The organism is Streptosporangium oxazolinicum (genome assembly GCF_039537505.1).
In the GTDB taxonomy this organism is placed as follows: domain Bacteria; phylum Actinomycetota; class Actinomycetes; order Streptosporangiales; family Streptosporangiaceae; genus Streptosporangium; species Streptosporangium oxazolinicum.
Genome location: NZ_BAABAQ010000006.1, coordinates 147,401 through 169,886, shown reverse-complemented (window position 1 = coordinate 169,886; position 22,486 = coordinate 147,401). Strand labels below are relative to the sequence as shown.

The following is a 22,486-nucleotide window of genomic DNA, read 5'->3' as shown; positions in this document are numbered from 1 at the left end:
TCACGCCCCCTCGTCGCTCACACCATGGACGGCTCTCGGCCGCTCCGGGTCGTTTCACAGCTGTCCTCTCAGGAGGTCGTCCTCGGTCTCCCTGCGGACGATCACACGGGACACCCCGTCCCTGACCGCGACCACGGCGGGCTTGGGGAGATAGTTGTAGTTGTTGGCGAGCGAGCGGCAGTAGGCGCCGGTGCCCGCGACGGCGATCAGGTCGCCGGTGGCCAGGTCGGCGGGGAGCCACAGGTCGCGCACGACCATGTCGCCGCTCTCGCAGTGCTTGCCGACCAGGCGCGAGAGCATCGGTGCCGAGGCGCTCTCCCGGGAGGCCAGCCGCGCGGTGTACTCGGCCCCGTAGAGGGCGGTGCGGATGTTGTCGCTCATGCCGCCGTCGACGCTGACGTAGGTGCGCAGGCCCTCGACGTCCTTGATCGTGCCGACCTCGTAGAGCGTCACCCCGGCCAGCCCGGCGATGGCCCTGCCCGGCTCGACGGTGAGCTTGGGCACCGGCAGACCGGCCCCCCTGGCCACCTTGCTGACGATCTCCCGCAGGTTATCGGCGATCTCCTTGACGTCGGGCGCGGTGTCGCCCTCGACGTACGGGATGCCGTAGCCGCCGCCGAGGTCGAGCTCGGGCAGCACGACGCCGTGCTCGTCCTTGATCTTGACCAGGAGGGTGGCCAGGCGGGCCGCGGCCACCTCGAACCCGGCGGTGTCGGTGATCTGGGAGCCGATGTGGGAGTGCAGGCCGACGAGCTCCAGCTGGGGCAGGGCGAGGATCCGCCTGGCCGCCTCGGCCGCCGCGCCGCCGCTCAGCGAGAAGCCGAACTTCTGGTCGTCGTGGGCGGTCGCGATGAACTCGTGGGTGTGGGCCTCGACGCCCACGGTGACGCGGATCATCACCTTGGGACGCCTGCCGTGCTTGTCGGCGAGGAAGCCCAGGCGGGCGATCTCCTCGAAGGAGTCGGCCACGATGTGCCCGATCCCGACCTCGACGGCCTTCTCCAGCTCGGCGAGCGACTTGTTGTTGCCGTGCATGGTGATCCGCTCGGGCGGGAACCCGACGCTGAGCGCGACGGCGAGCTCCCCGGCGCTGCAGACGTCGAGGCCGAGGCCCTCCTGCATGATCCAGCGGGCGACCTCGCGGCACAGGAAGGCCTTGCCCGCGTAGTGGACCTCGCCGCCGGAGAACGCGCTCGCGTAGTCGCGGCAGCGGGAGCGGAAGTCTTCCTCGTCCACCACGTAGAGCGGGCTGCCGTGCTCCGCGACCAGGTCCCTGACGTCCGCGCCGCCGATCGTGATCGAGCCGTCGGCGCGGCTCGACGTTCGGGGCCAGATGGTCGGGTCGAGGGTGTTCAGGTCGGCGGGTGCGTGCGGAGGGCGCTCCTCGGGCAGCACTTCTGCATGCCGGTCACCGGCGGGATGGGCGAATCGACTCACCCGATCGAGGCTATCGGACCCGGTGATCCCCCTGAGACGATTGCCCACCCATCGAGACGCGATCCTCCCCGAACACGTGAACTTTTTACGTTATTGGCCGCTTTCGCGACATATTTTAACGTCGTACCGCGACGTGATCTTGGGAGAGGCCCGGGGCGGACCCGCGCATCCCGGCCGGGGTGCGCGGGCCGGTGAGGACCGGTGCGGGCCGGGTGCCGGGCCGCCGGCGCCGGGGCCCGCACCGGCACTCAGCCGCCCGGCGGGACTACACCGGGCAGGCGAGCGTGCTGGTGGCGCAGCAGCCGATGCTGATGAAGTGCTCCGTCCTCGGCTCGCGGCCGCCGACCAGCTCGTCCAGGCTGATCTCCCCGGCCGGGTGGACCAGGTCGGCCGTACGGGCCTGCGGGTTCTTCCACTGACGGATCAGCTCGTTGTCGGACATCACATGTCTCCTTGGTCGAGATTGGTCGTGCGTGAGGCGCGGGGGCCGGTCCGGCACGAGGGCCGAACCGGCCACCCTTCGGTAACCTTCGGTAACCACTGGTGGCCGTGCCCGGTGGACCGTCGCGGACCTCGCGGCGGAGGTCCGCGACGCGACGCTCGGTCACGGTCTCGGGCCGGATGCTCCGGGCCTCCTAGCAGAGGTCCACGGTGCAGCACTTGTGCGAGATCACCGGGGGCCAGGTCTCCTGCGGCATGCCACCGATGACGCGCGCGAGGTGCTCGTCGAGGTCGATCTCCCCGGCGGGATGGACCAGGTCGGCCGCGCGGGCCCGCGGGTCCTTCCACTGACGGATCAGCTCGTCGTCGGACATCTCACGCCTCCCTGGCGCACGCGGCCGAGGGTCAGCAGTAGTAGCCGGTGGGGCAGCAGCCCCAGGAGGCGATCCCCTCGGTGGCGGGCGGGCGGCCGCCGACCAGCTCGTCCAGGCTGATCTCCCCCGCCGGGTGAACCAGGTCGGCGGTACGGGCCTGCGGATTCTTCCACTGACGGATCAGCTCGTTGTCGGACATCACATAACTCCTTGGTGTGGGCCGCCGGGGATCAGCAGAGGAAGTTGGTGGGGCAGCAGCCGTAGGAGAGGATGTACTCGCTCACCGGCGGGCGACCGCCGACCACGCGGGCGTCGTCCAGGGTGATCTCCCCGGCCGGGTGGGCCAGGTCGGCCGTACGGGCCTGCGGGTTCTTCCACTGACGGATCAGCTCGTTGTCAGACATTCCATAACTCCTTGGTGAGATCGGTGAGACTCGATGCTTCGGGAGGCTCCGGCCGGACCGGCGCGGAGGCGGGCCGAGGGCCCTTCGCGGTGGAGCGGATCAGAAGTCGCCGCCGCACCACGTGGCGGTGGGGCAGCAGCCCCAGGTGAGGAAGTACTCGCTCACCGGCGGGCGACCGCCGACCACGCGGGCGTCGTCCAGGGTGATCTCCCCGGCCGGGTGGGCGAGGTCGGCGGTACGGGCCTGCGGGTTCTTCCACTGACGGATCAGCTCGTTGTCGGACATGACGTACTCTCCTTCTGGATTTTCTGGATTGGGATCTCGTGGATCACGATCGGAATCGGTCCTGGGGCGCGCCGGCGGGATCCGGCGCGCCTCACGCGTTCAGGGCCCCGGCTCGTTGCCGGGGCGCCGCGTCGTGCGCGAACAGCTCTCGGTAGGTCCCCTCTCGTGCGATGAGCTCCTCGTGCGTGCCCCGCTCGACGACGCGGCCGCGGTCGAGCACGAGGATCCTGTGGGCGTCGCGGATCGCGCTCAGCCGGTGCGAGATGACGATCCGCGTGACCTCGAGCCGGGACAGCGCCGCGTCGACGCGGCGTTCGGTCTCGGGGTCGAGGTGGCTGGTGGCCTCGTCCAGGATGAGCAGGCGAGGCCGGTGGACGAGGGCGCGGGCCAGGGCGACCCGCTGGCGCTGCCCGGCCGACAGCGCGGCGCCGGCCTCGCCGACGAGGGTGCCGTACTTCATGGGCATGGCGCCCACGTCGTCGTGCAGTCCGGCGATGCGGGCGGCACGCACGACCTCCTCCTCGGTGGCGTCCTCGCGGCCGAGGGTGAGGTTGTCCATGATCGTGCCGTTGAACAGGTTGAGGTCCTGCAGGACGGCCCCGCAGCGGGAGCGCAGGTCGTGGACGTCGAGGTCGTCCAGCTCGTACCCGTCGTGGCGCACCGTACCGGCGGTGGGGCGCAGCAGGCCGAGGACCAGCAGGGCGATGGTGCTCTTGCCGGAGCCGGTGCGGCCGACGATGCCGAGCTTGCCACCGGGCGGGACGGTGAAGGTGAGGTCCCTGAGCACCGGCGGGGCGTCGGCCTGGTAGTGGAAGACCAGGTCCTCGACCTCGACGCCGCTGGCGGTGTGCGCGGGCAGGCGTACGGGGCCGGAGGGTTCCTCGTCCGCGTCGACGATGTCGTAGACCCGCTCGATCTGGCTGCGCAGCATCGGGTAGCTCTGGCCCGCGCTGGCCAGCCCCTGCAGGGGGGCGAGCACGGCGAGGGCGACGGTGCTGGCGGCGAGCGCGGTGCCGATCGTCATGCCGCCGTTCAGGACGAGCGCGAGCCCGGTGAGCAGCAGGAGCAGCGGCGCGGCGATGGTGAGGGCCTGGTGGAACGCCTCCAGACCGGCGGTGATCCGGCCGCGGACGACCAGGGCGCCGCGATACGTGTCGAACAGCCGCGCCCAGTGCTGCTCGGCCCGTCCCTCGACACCGTTGGCCTTGACCGGGACCACGGCCTCCAGGGTCTCGGTGAGGTAGCTCTGCTCCTCGGCCTTGGCCGACAGCTCCCGCTGGTAGACGGCCGCGACCCGTGGGGAGACGCGTACCACCAGCAGCACGTGGGCGGCGCCCAGGGCGAGGACGACGGGCACGTAGCCGGGGGCGAGCACGGCCAGGCCGATCAGGTAGCCCACCAGGAGCGCGGCGTCCAGTACGAGGATCAGCAGCCGTTGCGTTACGGTCTCGCGCGTGGTGGAGACGCTGCCGAGCCGGGCGAGCAGGTCTCCCCTGCGGCGCTGGATGAAGAACGACAGCGGCAGCCGCAGCATGTGGCGGATGAGCTGCCGCCCCAGCGTCGCCTCGGCGCGGACGCGCAGGGCGAGCACCGCCGTCTCCCTCAGCAGGGTCGTCAGCCCGGCCAGGACGGTGGTGCCGAGCACCACCAGGGCGAAGAGCGGCAGGATGTCCGTCCGCCGGTCGGGGGCGAAGGTGTCGACGACCTGCTGGGTGGCGAGCGGCAGCACCAGGGCGAGCAGCTTCAGCACGGTCGCGCAGGCCAGCACGGCGGCGAGCAGGCTCCGGCTGCCGGGCATCGCCACGAAGTCCCGCAGGTAGCGGAGCATCAGCCACTCCCGCATGGGGGTGCGCCGCCGGACGAAGCCGGGGCCGGGCGACACGTGGATGAGCACGCCGCCGAAGCGCCGGTCGAAGTCCTGCGCGCTCTGCCACTGACGGCCGCCGCCCGGGTCGGCCAGGCGGACGCGCCGCGCGCCGACCCGTTCCACCACGACGAAGTGGTGGTCGGCCAGGTAGGCGATGGCCGGCTGGTCGATGGGGCCGAGGCGTTCCATCCGCTCGGTCCGCGCGTGCAGGCCCATGCGGGGGGCGGCGGCGATCAGGTGGGCGGCGGACACGCCGTCGCGCCCGATGCCGAGGGTCTCCCGGCATTCGGAGACCCGGGTGTCCCTGCCGTGGAAGCTGGCGATCATGGCCAGGCAGGCCGCGGCGCATTCGGTGGAGGTGAGCTGGTGTCGCAGCGGGACCCTGTTCCTGCTCATCGGCGCTCACCCCCGATGGGCGCGTCGAGCAGCAGCACGGACGGGACGCTCTCGGGCCGGGCGAGCCGGAGCAGGCCGTGCCCGATGCCGGCCAGCCCGTTCATCAGGCCGGGGGTGGGGGCGGCGCCGGGCGCGCCCCAGCGGGGGCCTCGGCGGGCCAGGTCGTCGAGGAGGTGGGTCGTGCGGGCCGTCAGCAGTTCCGCCGCCTCGGGCCGGTGGCGCAGCTGGACGAGCAGTTCGAGGTTGCCCAGCTCGCCGTGGCAGAGGCTGTGGTTGGCCATCGGCCCGCGCCCCAGCTCGGCGGCGAGCGCGCGGTCGAGGTCCGGGTCGAGGTCTCGGTCGAGGTCCGGCGCCGGGCCGCCGACGCGTGACAGGCCGATGCCGGGTGATCCGTGGCACCAGGCGTGGAGCATGTCGTCGCCGCCCTGTCCTCCCCGGTAGTCGGGCCAGCCCCCCAGGTCCGGCCGGTAGTGCTCGCTCTCGTAGGCGAAGGCGGCCAGGGCGGTGTCACGGGCGCGCGGGTCGCCGCCCGCGTCGGCGTAGCGGCGCAGCGCCCAGCCGATGCCTCCGGCGCCGTGGGAGAAGCCGGTCAGCGGCAGGTCGTCGCTCATGGGCGTGTGCCAGGCCACTCCGGCCCCGGTGGGGACCGCGGTGGTCACCAGGCGTTCGGCGCACGCCTCCGCGGCGCGCCAGGCGGCGGGTGACCCGGTGGCTCGGTGGATCGCGAGCATCGTGGCCAGGGTTCCGGCGCTGCCGCAGATGACGTCCAGCGCCTCGTCCTGACCGGCCGCCTTCGCGCACAGCTCCACCAGGTCCTCGACCGGCCGCGCCAGCCTCGCGTCGTCCAGCAGGGTGGCCAGGTGGAGCAGGGTGTACGCGACTCCGCCGAGGCCGGTGAAGGCGCCCATGACGCCTTCCTCCGGCGGGTCCTCGGCCAGCCGCGCGAGCGGGCCGGCCGCGCGCCGTGCCAGGTCGGCGTACCGCTCCTCACCGGTGACGGCGGCGCACTGCGCCAGGAACAGCGCCACGCCGGTGTAGCCGTCGTACAGGTTCCAGCTCAGCGGCTGCGGTATCCAGTACTTCTCCTCGACCAGTTCCAGCCCGAGCCAGTTGACGCGCCCGCCGGGGCCGGAGGCACAGGTGTGGCGGTCGATGAGGTCGGCGACGTCCCGGGCGGCGGCGACCAGCCGGGCCTCGTCCGGCCTGACGGTGGCGGAGGTGGAGGGGACGGCGGGTGCCGTGCCGACGGCGACGGTGCTGAGCCCGGAGTGGTCCCGGGTGACCATGGCCGCCCGGATGACCCATTCCTGGCGGGCGCGGTCGGCCCGGCCCATGCCGAGGACCTTGCGGACGGCGCGGCTCAGGCTGGGCTCGGGCAGGACGTCCGGGACGCGGACGCCGCCGGAGGTCCACAGGTCGCGGCTGCCGGGCCGGGTGGTGAAGATCGGGATGTCGCCCGCCCAGAGGTCCTCCGCCTCATAGGCGATCAGCCGCTCACGGGTGCGGTCGCCACGGGTGATCGCCCACAGGTGGTCCAGCACGCGGTCGCGGTCGAGGCCGTGGCGGAGCACGTCCGGGTGGGTGGACTCCATCATCAGCTTGCCGTACGTGCGGGTCGCCCTCGGGACGACGCGGACCTCGTCGCCGGAGAACGCGGTCATCAGCCGGACCAGGGCGGGGGCGTCGGCGACGATGGCCTCGTAGCCGACGCCGAACCCGGCGAGCAGGTCGTCGAGGTGGTCGGCGGGGTCGGCCTCGTCCTCGCCCACGCGCGGGCGGTTGCGCACGCCGGGAAAGGCCAGGTGTTCGCGGACCAGCCGCATCTCGTCGGTGCCCCGCCCGGTCCAGGTCGGCGTCCTCATCGGCAGTACGGCGTCCTTGTCGCCGCCCATGCCGGACAGGTCGATCACACCGCCCTCGCCCACCATCAGCTCGGGCAGCAGGCCGCTGCGGCTCACCGACGACTCCAGGGCGAGCGCCGCAGGGTCCTCCATGAGGCGCTCGATCCCCGCCCCGGGCACCAGCGGGTGCAGCAGGGCCTCCAGGTCGACCAGCACGGGCTGGTCGCCGCATGCGATCAGGTTCTCGCAGTGGAAGTCGGCGCCGTCGAGGGCGTGCAGCATCGCGAGCAGCGCGCCGAGCCGGTGGTAGTAGCGGGCGACCTCCTCCCGGTCCCGGCACGGCAGGTGGGGCGCGAACTCCACCCAGCCGTACGGTCCGCGGTCCAGCACGGCCAGGCGGACGAGGTCCAGGCCCGTGACGCGCTCGTTGAGCCAGGCCAGGGCGTCGTTGAAGTGCCGGTGGACGGCCTGCGGGCGTGGCTTGTAGACCACCCGCGCGCCGCTTTCGAAGGTGAGGACGCTGACCGCGCGGCCACCCTGGTGGGTGTCGCCGCCGCCCTCGACCGCCGTCAGCGGGCCGGGGTCGACGCCGCCCAGCAGCGTCCGTACGATGTCGGGCCGGTCCTCGGCGTAGCGGGCGAGCATCTCGCTGCGGCCGGCCGCGAACCGGTCGGCCGTCTGGGCCAGCAGCCTGGCCAGCACCGGGTACTCCTCGCACAGCGCGGCGAGCGCCTCGGGGCGCCTGAACCACCGGACGAAGTCCGCGAACCGCTCCTCGGGCGTCGCCCCCTCAAGCCGCCGCGAGACGCGCATGACGTTGAGCTCCAGCACCAGCGTCCGCGACGCCGGTGCCGCGAGCCGCTGCCGGAGCTCGACGTTCCAGGCCGCGAGCAGGGCGTCCGCCCGGACGGCCGCGCCGCACGCGTCCAGCGCGTCGCCCAGGTGCCGCAGCGCGCCCTCGGCGAACGGCGCCATGATCGCCGCGAACCCCTCGTCGGCGGGCGCCGCGCCCGCGCGGGCGACGACCTCGGCGGACGCCGCGTGCGCCGTGGCGATCGACTCGGCGGCCCGTACGGCCCAATCCGGCCGGGCGACGCGGCCGGCCAGGGCGGCGGGCTCCTCGTCCAGCAGCGAGGCCAGCTCGTCGACGGTGAGCCCGGCCGCGGCCAGCCGCCGGTCGAACTGCCCGCTCTCCAGCAGCCCGTGAGCGTTCCGCCACTCCCGCAGCCGCCAGCGCGCGGTCTCGCCGGCCGACTCCGGCGCCCGCCCCGCCGGGATGTCTCCGCCGGTCCGGTCCAGCCGCTCGGCCAGTGTCAGCCCGCCCGTCCACCACGCCGCGCCGAGCTCGGGCGCCGCCCCCGGGGTGATTCCGTCTCCGCTCATGACTGGCACTCTGCCGATGCGCGGCGTCGGTCACATGCGGGCGCCGCCCCCATATTCGCGCGGGCCCACCGGGGGTCATGGGGGCATCGGCCGCGTCAGGTGGGACCGGCATGCGCGTACTCGTACACCGGGGGCGCCATGGGGGCATCGGCCGCGTCAGGTGGGACCGGGGCACGCGTACTCGCACACCGAAGCGTCACGAAGGCGTCGGCCGCGTCAGGTAGGACTGTGGCGCATCAGCTCGGCCGCGTGGTCGTACATGGCGGCCCGGTCGGGCAGGCCCGTTTTCTGCAGCAGGCTCGCGACGTGCTTCTCCACGGTGCGGGGCGAGATGAACAGCCGCTTGCCGATGTCGACGTTGCCGCGCCGCTCGGCGAGCAGGGCGAGCACCTGGTACTCCCGCACGCTGACGCCCTGGGCGCGCAGCCCGCTCGGCACCTGTTCCCGCCCGGTACGGCGCTGCGCCACGGCCGCGCCGGCCCCGCGCAGCATCGCCCGGCAGGCCCCGGTGACCGCGGGGATGCCCGCCTGGTGGAAGTACTCCTCGGCGGTGCGCAGCCAGACCAGCGGCTCGCCCCAGCCGTCCGCCAGGGCCGCCTCGGCGACCAGCCGGAGCCCCAGGTGGTGGGCGAGGGGGAAGGGCCGGGCGGCCTCGGCGGCCCTGCCGAACGCGGTGAGCGCGCGCTCCGGGTCGCCCTGGCGGCCCAGCAGCACGGCCCTGGCCAGGTGGAGGAAGGTCCGGTTCCAGGCCAGTTCGGCGGCCGAGGTGGTCTCCGCGGCGTCGCATTCGGTGGCGCCCGCCCGGCCGGCGAGCACGTCCATGAGCACGCCGAGGCCGTACCTGCCGGTGAGGTAGTAGATGGTGGGGTTGTCGTCCTCCCACTTCCGTGCCCTGGTCAGCATCTCGCCGCAGAGGTCGCGGTCCTCCTCCAGCAGTGCGCACATCGCCTGGCACAGGCCGTAGACCACCGGCATGTGCAGGCTGCTCTCGCCGCCCCATCTGCGGAACCGTTCCAGCGTGCCCTCCATGTCGGCGCGCCTGGCCTGGTGGGCCGCGAGCGTGGCCTGGGCGAGGAGGAGGTACTGGGTGTAGGCGGTGTGGCCGAGCCGGATGGTGGACTCGACGCACGGGACGGCGAGCTCGTGGGCGTCACCGTACTCGCCGCGGAGCACCCCCGTCATGACCAGGGACGCCTGCGTGGAGTGGACCAGGCTGATCGCGCCCGCCTGGGCCGCCGCCCTGCCGACCTCCTCCAGCGGCTCCCGCTCGCCGGTGCGCAGGGCGTGGTTGACGGTCAGGCGCAGCATCGCCCGCAGCTTCCACAGTTTCAGGCCGTGGACATCGGCGATGGACACCACCCGCGTCAGGCACCGGTCGGGCTCGTCGAACCCTCGGGTCCGGGAGAACATCGCCATCCGCTCCCACGCCTGGCAGGCCACCTCGGGGAGCGGGACGCGTTCGGCGACCTCCACGGCCCGCCGGACGAGGGCTTCGGCGGCGGCCATCCGCTGGGGGCTCTGCTGGAGGACCCCGTGGTCGGGGACGATGAGCTGGGCCTCGATCACGTCGATGGCCGCCGTACGGGCCTCGTCCGGGTTGATCTGGAGGAGTCTGCGGAGCGCCGCGACGTGCGCCAGGCCGTCGGCGGTCCCGCCGATCTCGGCGGCGACCCAGGCCAGCTTGGTGCGCAGGTCCATCTCGTACGGGATGGTCATCGCCAGGTCGCCGCTGATGGGGAGGTCCTTGGCGAGGGCGAAGGCGCGGTCGGCCTGCCCGCTCTCGGTCAGCGCGTGCAACAACCCCTGGAGGACGTTCGCCCGCAGGTCGGCGGGGGCGGACCCGAGCATGGCGTAGGCGCGTTCGAGCAGCGTGACGGCCAGGTCGGCGGCGCCGTCGTCCAGCAGGCGGCGTCCGGCGTCGGCGAGCAGGCCGGCCGCGCCGAGGGTGTCCCCGGCGGTGAGGCGCAGGGTGGCCGCGATCTGGCACCACTCGCCGGGCAGCCCGGGGTGCAGTCGCTCCAGCGCGCCGGCGGCGCGGCGCGCGATCGACGCCCGCTCGGCGGGGATCAGCGAGGAGCGCAGGGCCTCGGCCATCAGCGCGTGCCGGAAGGCGTACCAGTCACCGGCGGAGTCGTCCGGTGTGATGAGCCGCGCCCCCGTCCCCGCGCGCAGGAAGTCCATGACCTCGCGGTCGGCCAGGCCGGTGGCCTCCTGGATCATCGGCACCGGGAAGCGGGAGCCGAAGACCGCCGCCGTGTGCAGCAGCTCCCGGGCGGAGGGGCTCAGCTGGGCGGCGCGCAGCGTGATGCTGCGCACCAGCGTGGTCGGCACGTCGATCGCGGGGTCGCCGTTCAGCCGCCACCGCCGCCCGTCGTGTTCCAGGGCGCCGACGTCCGCCATGGCGGCGAGCAGCTCCTCGACGACGAACGGGACGCCTCCCGTGTCACGTTCCATACGGGCGAGAAGTTGCCGGGGCAGGTCGTCGGGCGGGGCCTCCAGGCAGGCGGCGGTCAGCCGGGCGAGTTGCTCCGGCGGCAGGGGCGCGAGCTCGACGAGGGCCGCGGTCCGGCGCTGGGCGCAGGTCTCGGCGACGGACCGCGCGGGCCCGGCGTGGCTGCGCATGTTGGCCAGCAGGAAGGCGGGCACGTCGGCGAGGTTGTCGGCGAGGTACTCGACGACGGCGAGCGTGTCGGCGTCCGCGTCGTGCAGGTCCTCCAGGACGAGCAGGCAGCCGCCGTCCCGCCCGATGACGGCCAGCAGCCGCAGGACCGCCTCGGCCAGCACCATCACCGACTCCAGGTGGTCGGCGACCCCCGCCCGGCGCCACTCGGGGACCAGCGTGGTGAGCGCCGGCAGATAGGGCATCAGGGCCGGATCGTCCGGCGGCTCCTTGGTCCTGGTGTAGGAGAGCAGCGCCTCGCACAGCGGTTTGAACGGGATGTCCGCGCTGACGCCTCCGCCCCGCCCCCGTAACGCGGTCATCCCCGTGTCGAACGCCTGGTACGCGCACTCCGCGGAAAGGCGGGACTTGCCTATCCCGGGATCGCCGAGCAGGAAGACCGCGCCACCCCGGCCCTCTCGCGCGGCGGCGAGGCGCCGGTCGAGCTGCTCGATCTCCCTTTCGCGTCCGACCAGAATGGGGGAGGTAAATGACATGACGACAGGCTAACTGCCGTCATGTCACGAAAAATGGTATTAAGGAGCACTCATAGAGACAGGTATTACGGTGTCATCTCCGCCCGCGGCCATTACCGCGTGCGCCGCGGTGTCCGGCGAGCCGAGCGCGATCGTCGTCCCCGCCGTCAGGCCGGCCAGCACCAGCGCGCGGGTCACCGGGGACACCCCGGCCAGCCTGATCATGATCGATCCGGCCGGATCGCCCAGCCGGTCCTGCCACGACGCGGCCGGTTCCCCGACGGTCGAACGGTTCTCAGAGTCCACGGATCTCTCCTTCATCAGTCGGCCGCAACAGCAGCACCGACGGGGTCATCTCGGGATGGGCCAGCCTGAGCAGACCGTGGCCGATGCCGGCCAGGCCGTCCAGCAGGCCCGGGGTCGACGCGTGGCGGGGAGTACCGCACCGCGCTCCGTAGGCGTCCAGCGAGGCCAGCAGCCTGCCGGTGTGGCGGTGCAGTGACCGCTGTGCCGCGAGGTCGCCTCGCCGGGCGAGGGCGCTCAGCGTCTCCAGACGCCCCGCCTCTCCGTGGCACAGGCCGTGTCCCCCCAGCGGGGCATCGGAGATTGGGGGCGCCGCCGGATCGTCCAGGAGATCGGCGTCGGACAGGGCCAGGCGCACTCCCGCCCGGCCGTGGCACCAGGTGTCCCCCTCCACCTCCACCTCCGCCGCCCGCGCGGCGGCGCGGGTGAGCAGACGGGCGCCCTCCGGGCTCGGCCCCCGCCTGAGCAGCGCCCACCCCACGCCCGCGGCGCCGAAGGCGAAACCCGGCGGCAGGTCCGCCGCCGAGGGCGCCGAAGCCGCCGCCTCCAGGCGTTCCGCGCACGCCGCCGCCACGCGACCGGCCGCGTCCGCCACCCCGGCCGTCCCCGCCGTACCCGCCGTCCCCGCGCTGTGCCGGACGGCGAGCATCGCGGCCAGGCACCCGGCCAGGCCGTCGTGGACGTCCAGCGGCGCCTCGTCGGTGACCGCCGCGCCGGCCGCCTCCACCGCGGGCTCCACCCAGCTCGCCACCTCGGCGTCGCCGAGCAGGACGCCGAGCTGCGACAGGCCGTACGCGATGCCGCCGAGGCCGCCGAATCCCCCGCAGCCCACGGCGCGCAGCAGGGCCTCGTGCGCGCCGATCCGCTCCAGCAGCCGTGGCAGGGGCCGCACCGCCATCCGGGCGAAGTCCAGGTAGCGGGAGATACCGGTGGCGCGACTCGCCTGCGCCAGGAACAGCGCGACGCCCAGGTACCCGCTCGCCAGCCCCGCGCCCAACGGCATGATCGTCCACCGGCCGTCCTCCACCGGCTCCAGGCCCAGCCAGTTGACGGTACGGCCGTCGCGGTGCGCGGTCGCGCACAGGCGGTCCGCGATGCCCCGCGCGGCGGCCACGAGCGCCGCCGGGTGGGGCACCGTGACCGGCGACGGCGCCCCGGACGGCTCGCCGGACGCGTGCCGCCCACCCGCCACCCGGACCGCCATCGACGCCTGGATGATCCATTCCTGGTTCTCCCGGTCGGCGGCGCCCAGCCGGGCCAGCTTGGCGGCCACGAGGTCCAGCCCGCTCTCCTCCGGACGCCACGGCAGTACCCTGCCCCCGCCGTCGCGGATCTCCCGCTCACCGGGGGACGCGCCGAAGTACGGGATGTCCCCCGCCCACAGGTCGGCCCGCTCGGACGGCACCGCGGCCGACCGCGCGGGATCACCGGCCGACACGGCCTCCAGCAGGTCGAACACCTCGTCCCGGTCGGCGGTGGACCGCATCACGTCCGGATGCGTCGACTCCATCAGCAGCTCGCCGTAGAAACGGGTGGGCCGGAGCAGTACGCGGACCTCGGCCTGGCCGAACCGCGCCAGTGGGCCGCGCAGCAGCTCGTCGCGTCCCGCCGCGATGGCGTCGTAGGCGCGCCGGAAACCGGCCAGCAGGCTCGGCACGTGGTCGGCCGGGTCGGCGTCCACCCCGTCCAGCGTGGGGCGGTTGACCGCTCCGACGAAACGGGTGACGCCGCGCACCAGCCGCATCGTGTCCGTCCCGGCCCCCTCCCACCGGGCGGACAGGAACGGGTACACCCCGTCCTTGTCCCCGCCCAGGCCGGAGATGTCCAGCGCGCCCTCTTCGCCGACCATCATCTTCGGCAGCAGCGCGGTGCGCTGGACGGAGTCCCGCAGGGCGTGCAGCGCCGGGTCGGCGGACACCTCCGCGGGCAACGCCGCGTGGAACAGCGTCTCGACGTCGACCAGCACCGGCAGGCCCGCGCGGGCGACGAGGTTCTCGTAGTGCACGTCGATGGCGTTCACCGCGTACAGCAGGGCGAGCAGCGCACCGGCGCGCGTGTAGAACCGCTCCACCTCGGCCGCGTCCGCGCACGGCTCGGCCCGCACGAACTCCGTCCAGCCGTAGCCCTCCCGCCGCACCGCGCGCGGGACGCTCAGGCCGAGACCGGGAAGTCGTTCGTTGAGCCAGTCGAGCACCTCGGCGAAGCGCAGGTACGCCTGGACCGGCCTCGGCCGGTAGACGACCTTCGCGCCGCCGGTCAGGGTCACCACGGTGACGGCGCGTCCCCCGAGATGGCTGTCGCCCGCGGCGGAGAACTCCACCAGGCTCCCGGGCTCGCCCCCCAGCAGTTCCCGCAGGTGCTCACGATCCGCCGCGAAGCGCGTCAGGAATTCCAGCCCCGCCTCCACCGCCTGGTCGGCGGCCTGACGCAGCAGGCGGGCGAGGACGGGGTAGTCCTCCAGCAGCCCGGCGAACCCCTCCTCACCGCCCACCCGGTCCACGAAGTCGGCGAACCGCTCGGCCGGCGTGGCTCCGGACAGCTCGCCCCTCACCCGCCGCGCGTTCAGCTCGAACACCAGGACCCGGGAGGCGATCCGCGTGAGCCGGGCCGTCAGGTCCGTCGCGAACCGCTCCCGGACCGAGGCGAGCCCGAACCCACCCTCCAGCCGTGCGGCGCCGGCGACCAGCCGCTCCACCGCCTGCCGGACGAGCGGACGCACCGCGTCCGACAGGGCCGCGTCCCGCCCCGCCGGGACGCCGGGCATGTCCACGAGGGCCTCCGACGTACCGGATCCGGCGACGGGACGCGCTACCGCCCGGACTCGGGGCGGCACGACGGCGGACGGGGTCGCGAGGTTCACAGCCAGCAAGTATGACGATCACTACAAACCACGACATGGGTGCGATGCCCCCATATTTCGTCGAGCCCTCGTCTACGGCGACATCCCCCGCCCGACGTCCAGGCGATGTCCGTCCGAGGTCCGGTGACACCGTTCGCCGGTCCTCGGTGTCTCCCCGCGTCTCTCCGTGAGAGTCGGCGAGCCGCCGCGTCGGTCCCGTGTCACCGGGGCGAGCCTGGCGCGAACGACAGGGTTCACCGTTCCCCCAGGTTCGTCCCCCCTGGGTGACGACGGCTCCTGGGAGACCCGCTCGGGTGGAGGAACCTTCCACACCGTGCGGGCCGCCCCGGTGACGACGGCTCCTAGGAGACCCGCTCGGCGGGGGCGCCCCAGGTGTTGCAGGACCCCACGGTGCCGCCCTCCTGACCGCGCCGCATCCACTCGGCGCTGCTCGCCCCCGAACCGTGCGACTGCCGGTAGCCCGCCTCCACGCCGTCATCGGCGCCGGAACCGCGCCCGGCGAGACGGCGCAGGCTCTCCAGCCCGCGTGGCGCGGCGCTTCGCAGCGACACCGCGGCCAGGCAGTCCGCCTGCAGTTCGAGCCGCCGCGACCACGCCTCGTCGAAGGCCTCGGACCCCCTCTGGTCGGCGATCCCGCTCACCTCCTGGACGTGGTGGGCGTACTCGTGCGCGAGCGTGAACATCATCGGGAAGGCTTGCTCCCCCTCGACCAGCACGTTGACGACGCGGGGCTCGGGGCAGTAGATCCCGGCCCAGTCGTAGTCGTCGATCCCGCACGCGGCCTCCTCGGGGGCGGCGACCAGCCGCACCTCCCCCGGCGGCTCGTAGTCGATGTCCGCCCGCGCCAGGGTGGCCGCCCACATCCGTTCCAGGCACCCGGTGAGGGCCTCCAGCGACGCCGTGACGTCGGCGTCGAGGTCTTTGGGAAGGGTGCCGCAGCGGCCGTCGACCGGCCCGCTCTCCTCGTAGAGGCGATGCTGCGCCGCGGCCGAGATGGGCGAGCCCGGGGCGGTTCCGAGGAGTTCCCTGAGGTCTCCGCCGAGATAGGCGAGCCCGCCGAGGATGACGGCGAAGGCGATCAGGGTCGGCAGCACCCGCCGGATCATCCCGGGCCGGCGCGGCTCGCGCGCCTCCCAGTCCCGGGGCCCGACCATTCGCCTCTCCCCTGATCCCTTTGAACTCCTTTTGGGAGGGTCTATCACAATCTCTCGGGTGCCGTCTCGCCAAGCGCCGCCAGCGCCTCGGCCAGCACGTCCCGTACGGCCCGCGCCAGGCGCACCCGGGCGGCGTGGAGTTCCGACGGCTCCTCGTCGCCCGAGGGAAGCGCGGCGGCCCCCTCGAACGCGTCGTGGTAGGCCAGCGCCAGCCCCTCGGCGTAGGCGGCCCACCCGGGGTCCCGGCTCACCCGCCTGCCGTGCACCTCGGCCAGCAGCCTGAGCACCGCCCGGTCCCTGCGGTCCGCCAGCAGCTCGGGCCTGAAGTCCCCGCCGACGCCGAGTTCCACGGCCCAGCGCTGTACGGCGACCGCCCGGGCGTGCGCGTACCTGACGACGAACCCGGGGTTGGCCCACGTCCTGGGCAGATCCTCCCACGGGGACCCGCCCGTGACCGGGGGAACGCCCGCGCCGATCTCCGTGACCAGCTCACCGGGGACGGCCACCGCGATCTCCAGGAAGCCGCCGGGCCGCACCCGGACGGCCGTGATCCCCGGCAGCGCGCGGAGCCGGTCGGCCATCTCGGCGGGGTCCTCTCCCCGGCGCAGCGCGGCCGGGGAGACGTAGAGCGCCTCCTCGGCCCACGTCCCCCTGGGGATCGGGGGCAGGCCGAGGACCTCGCCGAGCTCGCCGGGCGTCATCCCGGCAGCCTAACGACCCCGGCACGCCCCCGGTCAGATCAGGGCGTGCGGGTCGGCCGGGCCGTAGTCGACGAGCTGGGCCGAGCCGAGCAGCCAGCGGTCGCGGTCGCGGAGGCAGACGTACCCGAAGCGGTCGGCGGAGAAGACCTTGATCCCGTCCGCGCGGCACTGGCGCATCAGCACGTCCGCCCAGTTGTCCGAGACGTCGGCGAAGCCGATGCCCCGCAGGACCGCGCGGCGGGCCAGCAGGGTCGCCCCCGCGACATCCGGCAGGTAGGAGTACTCCGCCGAGGGCTGGCGCAGCACGGTCGCCGCGACGTCGCGCAGGTGGGCGTAGTAGGCGGCCTTGCCGACGATGTCGGCGCTGGCGAACAGGAAGGCCCGGCTGAGGTCGGTCAGGTAGTGCTCGCCGTACTGGTCGCGGGCGTCCATGACCGCCACCAGGTCGCCCTGGCACAGGTCGAGGGCGCGGTTGAGCAGGCCGCCCGTGGTCAGGCCGGGGTCGGAGCGGCGTACCGTGACGTCCACGCCGTCGGGCATCGCCTCGCGGGCCCGCGCCGCGGCGTCGGAGGCGTCCGACAGCAGCACCAGCTGGACGACGCCCTTCTGCGGCGCGACCTGGGCCAGGGTGTGGCCGAGGTCGCCCCGGTCGATCATGATCACCGAGATGTTCAGGGTGGCCCTGCCGCTGGGCAGGCCGATCGCGTCCAGCAGGTCGTCGACCTTGTTGGTCATCGTGCCCGAGGCGTACGCCTGGCGGAGCGCGAGGTGGGCGCGGCGCGGGTCGGGCTCGGTGCCGATGGGGGTGCCGCAGGCGGCCAGCTCGGCCATCCGCCAGGGCTCGGTGCCCGGCGGGCACTCGACCGCGACGGGCCAGCGGTAGGAGGTGAGCACGTCCGGGTACGACAGGTGTCCGGGAAGCAGCTCCTCCAGCGAGAGCACCCGCTCGAACCGGTCCCCGGCCAGCGGCAGCGGGTTGTGCACGCGCGGCTGGACGGCGAAGGGCAGGATGCCCAGCGAGGGCGCCCGGCGTCCCTGCTCGGGCTCCTGGGTCGCCAGCGCGGTGCCCCACGCTCCCACGGACTTGGGCAGCGCGGTCACGACGTGCTCGAACAGCCTGGCCGCGGCGACGAACTCGGCGGGGGCGCCCCCGGTGTGCCAGAAGACCGTGCGGATGCCCCGCTCGGCGCACCAGGCCAGCAGGGCGCGCAGTCCCTGGCCGGGCCAGCGCACCTCCGCGGCCCACGGCCCCTCGGTCACCGACTCGACCAGCAGCAGGTGCGGGACCTCGGCGGCGAGCACCCGGGCGAAGTCCCTCGGCGTGAAGCCGGTGGTCTGGCGCCACTCGTAGCGCAGCAGCGCCTCGCCGTGCGGCGCGGCGATCACGGCCGCGGTCAGGTGCGGGCGGGTGTTCGGTCCGGTCGGGACGCGGTACGGCTTGAGCCGCACCGACCTGCCGCCGACGGTCCTGACGGAGCTGGTGGCCTGGAAGGACGCCCCGGGGACGGGCGCCTTGTCGCCCGCCTTGCGCGGCACCGGCTGGCGTTTGGGAGCGGTCGGGCGCTTGGCCGGCTTGGCCGCCCCGCGCAGGCCGCGCGCCAGCCGCACCGGGTTGCTCTTGCCCGTCTTGATCGCGTCGCCCAGCCGTGACCAGCGGGCCACCTGCACCGAGGAGAGCTTCCACCTGGCCACCTCGGCCTGGTAGCGCTGCTCGGCCAGGTCCTTGCGGAGCTTCTCCTCGGCCGCGTTCGCGGCCTCCAGCCGCTCCTCGGTCTCGCTCAGGAGCTCCTTCACCCCGCGCAGCTCCTCGGCCGCACGCTCCGCGTCGGCGATCTTGGCCTGTGCCGCGTCGAGCAGGCGGGCCAGCTCGGACGCCCTCTCCGCGTGCGCCACCGCCTCCCGCAACGCCTGTCGTGTGCTTTCGAGTTGCTCGCCCGCCACGCCGTCCTCCGTTTCGTGAGCCGGGCGAAAGGATACCCTTTGGTCAATCGCGACACAGAGGAGTCAGCACGGTGCAGTGGCCGACGTTCAATGTGAGGCCGTACGTCTGCGGCGGCATCGGGCACCTCGACGAGGCCGTCCTGGAGACGCTGCGCGGGGCCGGGCCGCGGGTCAGGCCCGCCGTCCAGGCCGGGAACGCGGCCCTGTTCAGCTCCTCCCCGCTGCCCCCCTACCGCAGGGACGAGCACACCTGGGCCTTCGCCTGGGGGGAGCGCAGGCCCGGCGGGGCGGCGCCGTGGATCACGGTGGCGGAGACCTACGAGACACCCGGCCTGATCGACGACGGCGAGCGGATCACGCTGCACGCCGGAGGTCTCGGCCTCGTGGACGTCTACTACCTGTCCCTCGGCGGGGCGGTCTACTTCTCCTCGCTGCTGGAACCGCTGCTCTCCCTCGCCCGCACGCCGTACGAGATCAACTGGGACGCCTGGGCCTCGATCATCCAGCTGACCTTCCCGCTGCGCGACGACACCCCGTACACACAGGTGAGGCGGCTGGCGGGGGCGAGCGCGCTGGTCTTCGACCGGGCGTCGGACCGGATCGGCGTCGAGCGGTCGCTGCCCCGGTGGCTGCGCGAGGAGCCCTACGAGGCGGGACGGACCGCCGGGGAGATCCTGGAGATCCTGCACGAGGTCTACAAGGAGTTCGACGGGCGCCCGCTGCTGGTGCCGGTCAGCGGCGGCTACGACTCGCGGCTGCTGTGCTCGGTGGCGGTGGCGCGCGGGGCCGACGTGGAGTCGTGGACGACCAGTCCCGACGACGGCACCGACACCGACATCGTCTTCGCCAAGGCGATCACCCGCGAGCTGGGCGTGCGCCACCGGGTGATCACCCAGGACGCCGCCGCCTACCCCGACGACGCGCTGGCCGCGGCGCGGCGGCTGGAGTTCCTCACCCCGCACCACGCCTGGTACACCCCGTTCGCCCGCGAGGTGCACCGGGCGGGGCGGACGCTGGTCGACGGGCTGGCCGGGGGGCCGCTGCTGAAGAACTTCATGGTCAGCGGGGCCGCGCTGGACGCCTCCACGCAGGCCGAGCGCAAGGCCGCGCTGCTCGGCTCGCTGTCGCTGGGCTCCCCGTCCGTGCCGTTCCTGTCGGAGGGGGCCGAGGCCTGGATCACCGACAGCGTCGGCCGCGCCTTCACCCGGTCGACCGCGATGCTCAACGGCCACCGGGCGGAGCTGCCGCTGTCGGTCCTGCACACCAGGACCGCGCGGGGCATCGCCCGCTCCCCGGTCAACCTGGTCGGCCCCGAGGTCTCGTTCGCGGCGCCGTTCATCCACCCCGCCTTCTTCGACGCGGCGCTCTCGGTCGGCGTGCACCGCAAGGACCGGGGGCGCTTCTACCGCGAGATCCTGTACGCGGCCAACCCGCGCGTGGCCGCGCTGCCCTCCACCAACGTGGTCAAGCAGCCGCTCCAGCGGATCCCGCTCCGCTCGGCCGCCGCGCCCGCCAGGGAGTACGGCCACCGGATGCTCACCCGGGTCGCCGCCGCCGTGCCCTCGCTGCTGTCGGAGCAGCTCCACGCCGTGGTCGCCGAGGGGCCCGACGGGCTGGCGCGGTTCAACGGCTGGAACGACCGCTTCTGGGTGCGCGGCCTGGTGCTGTTCGGCGCCTGGCTCGGCGACTACCAGGACCACCTCCCCGACCTCACCCCGCCCTGGGACTGACCTCCCCGGGCCCGGATTCCCCCCGGCCCGCCGGTCCGTGACACACGGTCCGGCGGGCTTTTCACGCGCCCTCGGAGACCCGGTTCGGAACCCCCTCGCAAAGGACCGTTTCCCGGTCGCGCCGAATGATCCGTGTGGCGGCCGGATCCTCGGGCATAGGACGAGGTCACCCCCGTGAGGCGTGTCGTGTTTCGCACAGGAAAACAATGAGTGACACGGCGATTACGCATCCATGGCGCGATGCGCCGGGAAATTCCGTGGGGCGGGAGCGATGTACCACGCCAAGGGGGCTTCGAGGGCGTCAGGTGGCTGGTAGTGTTCGGCCCAGAAAGCGCCACAACGGACGGTCCCGAATCACAAATTCGGCCTGTCCGCGGCCATGGAGCTCGTGGGGATGACGGCTCCCGCCGGCGCGGTCACCAAACATCATCAGCCGGAGCATCCGGTGACTTCGTCCTGCCCTTCATCACCGTGAGCGAGAACACGATGAATCCATCCCCCCTGCCCTCCCCCTCCCCTTCCCACGAGTCGGTGTCCGAGGACTTCGTCTCGGCGGACCCCCAGTGGTACAAGCGCGCGGTCTTCTACGAGGTGCTGGTCCGCGGGTTCAAGGACTCCAACGGTGACGGCACCGGCGACCTGCGCGGCCTCATCGAGAAGCTGGACTACGTCGAGTGGCTCGGCGTCGACTGCCTGTGGCTGCTCCCGCTGTACGAGTCTCCCCTGCGTGACGGCGGATACGACATCTCCGACTACATGAAGATCCTGCCGGACTTCGGCGACCTCGGGGACTTCGTGGAGCTGATCGAGTCGGCGCACAGGCGGGGCCTGCGCATCATCACCGACCTGGTGATGAACCACACCAGCGACAAACACCCCTGGTTCCAGGCCTCCCGGCACGACCCCGAGGGCCCGTACGGCGACTTCTACGTCTGGTCCGACGACCCGGCCGGGTATCCCGACGCGCCGATCATCTTCGTCGGCGCCGAGGAGTCCAACTGGACCTACGACCCGGTCCGCAAGCAGTACTACTGGCACCGCTTCTTCCACCACCAGCCGGACCTGAACTACGAGAACCCGGCGGTCCAGGAGGCGATGCTGGAGGTCCTGCGGTTCTGGCTGGACCTGGGCATCGACGGCTTCAGGCTCGACGCGGTCCCCTACCTCTTCGAGCGCGAGGGCACCGACTGCTCCGGCCTGCCGGAGACCCACGCGTACCTGAAGAAGGTCCGCGCCGAGGTCGACCGCCTCTACCCCGACCGGGTGCTGCTGGCCGAGGCCAACGGCTGGCCCGAGGACGTCGTCGAGTACTTCGGCGATCCCGCCGTCGGCGGCGACGAGTGCCACATGGCCTTCCACTTCCCGCTCATGCCGCGCATCTTCATGGGGGTGCGGCGGGGCAGCCGCGAGCCGATCTCCGAGATCATGTCGCGGACCCCGAAGCTCCCCGACAGCGGCCAGTGGGGCATCTTCCTTCGCAACCACGACGAGCTGACGCTCGAGACGGTCACCGAGGAGGAGCGCGACTACATGCACGCCGAGTACGCCAAGGACCCGCGCATGCGGGCCTACCTCGGCATCCGGCGCCGCCTCGCCCCGCTGCTGGAGAACGACCGCGACCAGATCGAGCTGTTCACCGCGCTGCTGCTGTCGCTGCCCGGCTCCCCGGTCATGTACTACGGCGACGAGATCGGCATGGGCGACAACATCTGGCTGGAGGACCGCGACGCGGTCCGCACCCCGATGCAGTGGAGCCCCGACCGCAACGCGGGCTTCTCCAAGGCCGACCCGGGACGCCTGTACCTGCCCGTCGTCATGGACCCGATCCACGGCTACCAGGCGGTCAACGTGGAGGCGCAGCAGAAGAACCCCGCCTCGCTGCTCCACTTCACCAGGAACATGCTGGCGATCCGCCGCAACCATCCGGTCTTCGGCACCGGCGTCTACAACGAGCTGTGGTCCAGCAACCCGGCGGTGCTCAGCTTCGTCCGCGAGGACGGCGACGACCTGATGCTGTGCGTCAACAACCTGTCGAAGTATCCGCAGCCGGTCGAGCTCGACCTGCGCCGCTTCGCGGGCATGATCCCGGTCGAGGCCAGGGGCGGGGTGCGCTTCCCCGCCGTGGGCACCCTGCCGTACCTGCTCACCCTGCCCGGTCACGGCTTCTACTGGTTCTCGCTCAAGAACTCCGACACCCCCGGCTTCGACTTCTGAGCCCCTTTCGAGACAGCCCC

The 22,486-nt window shown here is 73.2% G+C and carries 16 protein-coding genes; 2 read left to right on the top strand and 14 right to left on the bottom strand.

All coding sequences use genetic code 11. From position 1 onward, the window contains the following. Nucleotides 1-54: 54 nt before the first annotated feature. The 14 genes from lysA to ABD817_RS18185 form a co-directional block, all read right to left on the bottom strand. A complete protein-coding gene (lysA, locus tag ABD817_RS18250) occupies nt 55-1,437 on the bottom strand; it encodes a diaminopimelate decarboxylase (RefSeq protein WP_344919166.1) in 1,383 nt (460 codons plus the stop codon). Nucleotides 1,438-1,702: 265 nt separating this feature from the next. After that, entirely contained in the window at nt 1,703-1,879 is a 177-nt protein-coding gene (locus ABD817_RS18245) for a hypothetical protein (protein ID WP_329090927.1), read from the bottom strand. Between the two features lie 193 nt (nt 1,880-2,072). Beyond that, the gene (locus tag ABD817_RS18240; RefSeq protein WP_344919165.1) at nt 2,073-2,252 is read right to left on the bottom strand and encodes a hypothetical protein; all 180 of its coding nucleotides are present in this window, start codon (nt 2,250-2,252) and stop codon (nt 2,073-2,075) included. Nucleotides 2,253-2,283: 31 nt separating this feature from the next. Further along, nucleotides 2,284-2,451: a hypothetical protein gene (locus ABD817_RS18235; protein ID WP_344919164.1), complete on the bottom strand. Its 168-nt coding sequence runs from the start codon at nt 2,449-2,451 to the stop codon at nt 2,284-2,286. A 31-nt stretch (nt 2,452-2,482) separates the two neighbouring features. Next, nucleotides 2,483-2,656 (bottom strand): hypothetical protein, encoded by a 174-nt coding sequence (locus ABD817_RS18230; protein WP_344919163.1) that lies wholly within the window; start codon nt 2,654-2,656, stop codon nt 2,483-2,485. Nucleotides 2,657-2,755: 99 nt separating this feature from the next. Beyond that, on the bottom strand, nt 2,756-2,941 hold the full coding sequence (locus ABD817_RS18225) for a hypothetical protein (RefSeq protein WP_344919162.1): 186 nt from the start codon (nt 2,939-2,941) through the stop codon (nt 2,756-2,758). 91 nt (nt 2,942-3,032) lie between these two features. Next, complete coding sequence (locus ABD817_RS18220; protein ID WP_344919161.1) at nt 3,033-5,204, bottom strand: peptidase domain-containing ABC transporter; 2,172 nt, start codon at nt 5,202-5,204, stop codon at nt 3,033-3,035. Continuing rightward, a complete protein-coding gene (locus tag ABD817_RS18215) occupies nt 5,201-8,428 on the bottom strand; it encodes a type 2 lanthipeptide synthetase LanM family protein (RefSeq protein WP_344919160.1) in 3,228 nt (1,075 codons plus the stop codon). The genes ABD817_RS18220 and ABD817_RS18215 overlap by 4 nt, the downstream gene beginning before the upstream one ends. Nucleotides 8,429-8,644: 216 nt before the next feature. Next, nucleotides 8,645-11,584 (bottom strand): helix-turn-helix transcriptional regulator, encoded by a 2,940-nt coding sequence (locus ABD817_RS18210; RefSeq protein ID WP_344919159.1) that lies wholly within the window; start codon nt 11,582-11,584, stop codon nt 8,645-8,647. A gap of 39 nt (nt 11,585-11,623) precedes the next feature. Further along, on the bottom strand, nt 11,624-11,869 hold the full coding sequence (locus ABD817_RS18205; RefSeq protein WP_344919158.1) for a hypothetical protein: 246 nt from the start codon (nt 11,867-11,869) through the stop codon (nt 11,624-11,626). Next, nucleotides 11,859-14,726 carry a type 2 lanthipeptide synthetase LanM family protein gene (locus tag ABD817_RS18200; protein WP_344919157.1) on the bottom strand — a complete coding sequence of 956 codons (2,868 nt, stop codon included), beginning with the start codon at nt 14,724-14,726 and terminating at the stop codon, nt 11,859-11,861. Before ABD817_RS18200 ends, ABD817_RS18205 begins: the two co-directional genes overlap by 11 nt. A gap of 341 nt (nt 14,727-15,067) precedes the next feature. Then, nucleotides 15,068-15,880 carry a neutral zinc metallopeptidase gene (locus ABD817_RS18195; RefSeq protein WP_344919156.1) on the bottom strand — a complete coding sequence of 271 codons (813 nt, stop codon included), beginning with the start codon at nt 15,878-15,880 and terminating at the stop codon, nt 15,068-15,070. A gap of 44 nt (nt 15,881-15,924) precedes the next feature. Continuing rightward, entirely contained in the window at nt 15,925-16,581 is a 657-nt protein-coding gene (locus ABD817_RS18190; RefSeq protein WP_344919155.1) for a DALR anticodon-binding domain-containing protein, read from the bottom strand. Between the two features lie 33 nt (nt 16,582-16,614). Next, nucleotides 16,615-18,522, bottom strand: coding sequence for a glycosyltransferase (locus tag ABD817_RS18185; protein WP_344919154.1), 1,908 nt, complete (start codon nt 18,520-18,522; stop codon nt 16,615-16,617). Nucleotides 18,523-18,593: 71 nt separating this feature from the next. Here ABD817_RS18185 and ABD817_RS18180 point away from each other — a divergent pair, with 71 nt between their 5' ends. Then, nucleotides 18,594-20,252, top strand: coding sequence for an asparagine synthetase B family protein (locus ABD817_RS18180; RefSeq protein ID WP_344919153.1), 1,659 nt, complete (start codon nt 18,594-18,596; stop codon nt 20,250-20,252). Between the two features lie 486 nt (nt 20,253-20,738). Then, nucleotides 20,739-22,466 carry a maltose alpha-D-glucosyltransferase gene (treS, locus tag ABD817_RS18175; RefSeq protein ID WP_344919152.1) on the top strand — a complete coding sequence of 576 codons (1,728 nt, stop codon included), beginning with the start codon at nt 20,739-20,741 and terminating at the stop codon, nt 22,464-22,466. Nucleotides 22,467-22,486: the final 20 nt, after the last annotated feature.

Bases quoted from the DNA above. Each gene is read 5' to 3' on its own strand.
- ABD817_RS18245 (WP_329090927.1), bottom strand. From the start codon at position 1,879: ATGTCCGACAACGAGCTGATCCGTCAGTGGAAGAACCCGCAGGCCCGT.
- ABD817_RS18190 (WP_344919155.1), bottom strand. From the start codon at position 16,581: ATGACGCCCGGCGAGCTCGGCGAGGTCCTCGGCCTGCCCCCGATCCCC.
- ABD817_RS18215 (WP_344919160.1), bottom strand. From the start codon at position 8,428: ATGAGCGGAGACGGAATCACCCCGGGGGCGGCGCCCGAGCTCGGCGCG.
- ABD817_RS18195 (WP_344919156.1), bottom strand. From the start codon at position 15,880: ATGGTCGGGCCCCGGGACTGGGAGGCGCGCGAGCCGCGCCGGCCCGGG.
- ABD817_RS18235 (WP_344919164.1), bottom strand. From the start codon at position 2,451: ATGTCCGACAACGAGCTGATCCGTCAGTGGAAGAATCCGCAGGCCCGT.
- ABD817_RS18225 (WP_344919162.1), bottom strand. From the start codon at position 2,941: ATGTCCGACAACGAGCTGATCCGTCAGTGGAAGAACCCGCAGGCCCGT.
- ABD817_RS18220 (WP_344919161.1), bottom strand. From the start codon at position 5,204: ATGAGCAGGAACAGGGTCCCGCTGCGACACCAGCTCACCTCCACCGAA.
- ABD817_RS18210 (WP_344919159.1), bottom strand. From the start codon at position 11,584: ATGTCATTTACCTCCCCCATTCTGGTCGGACGCGAAAGGGAGATCGAG.
- ABD817_RS18230 (WP_344919163.1), bottom strand. From the start codon at position 2,656: ATGTCTGACAACGAGCTGATCCGTCAGTGGAAGAACCCGCAGGCCCGT.
- ABD817_RS18240 (WP_344919165.1), bottom strand. From the start codon at position 2,252: ATGTCCGACGACGAGCTGATCCGTCAGTGGAAGGACCCGCGGGCCCGC.
- treS (WP_344919152.1), top strand. From the start codon at position 20,739: ATGAATCCATCCCCCCTGCCCTCCCCCTCCCCTTCCCACGAGTCGGTG.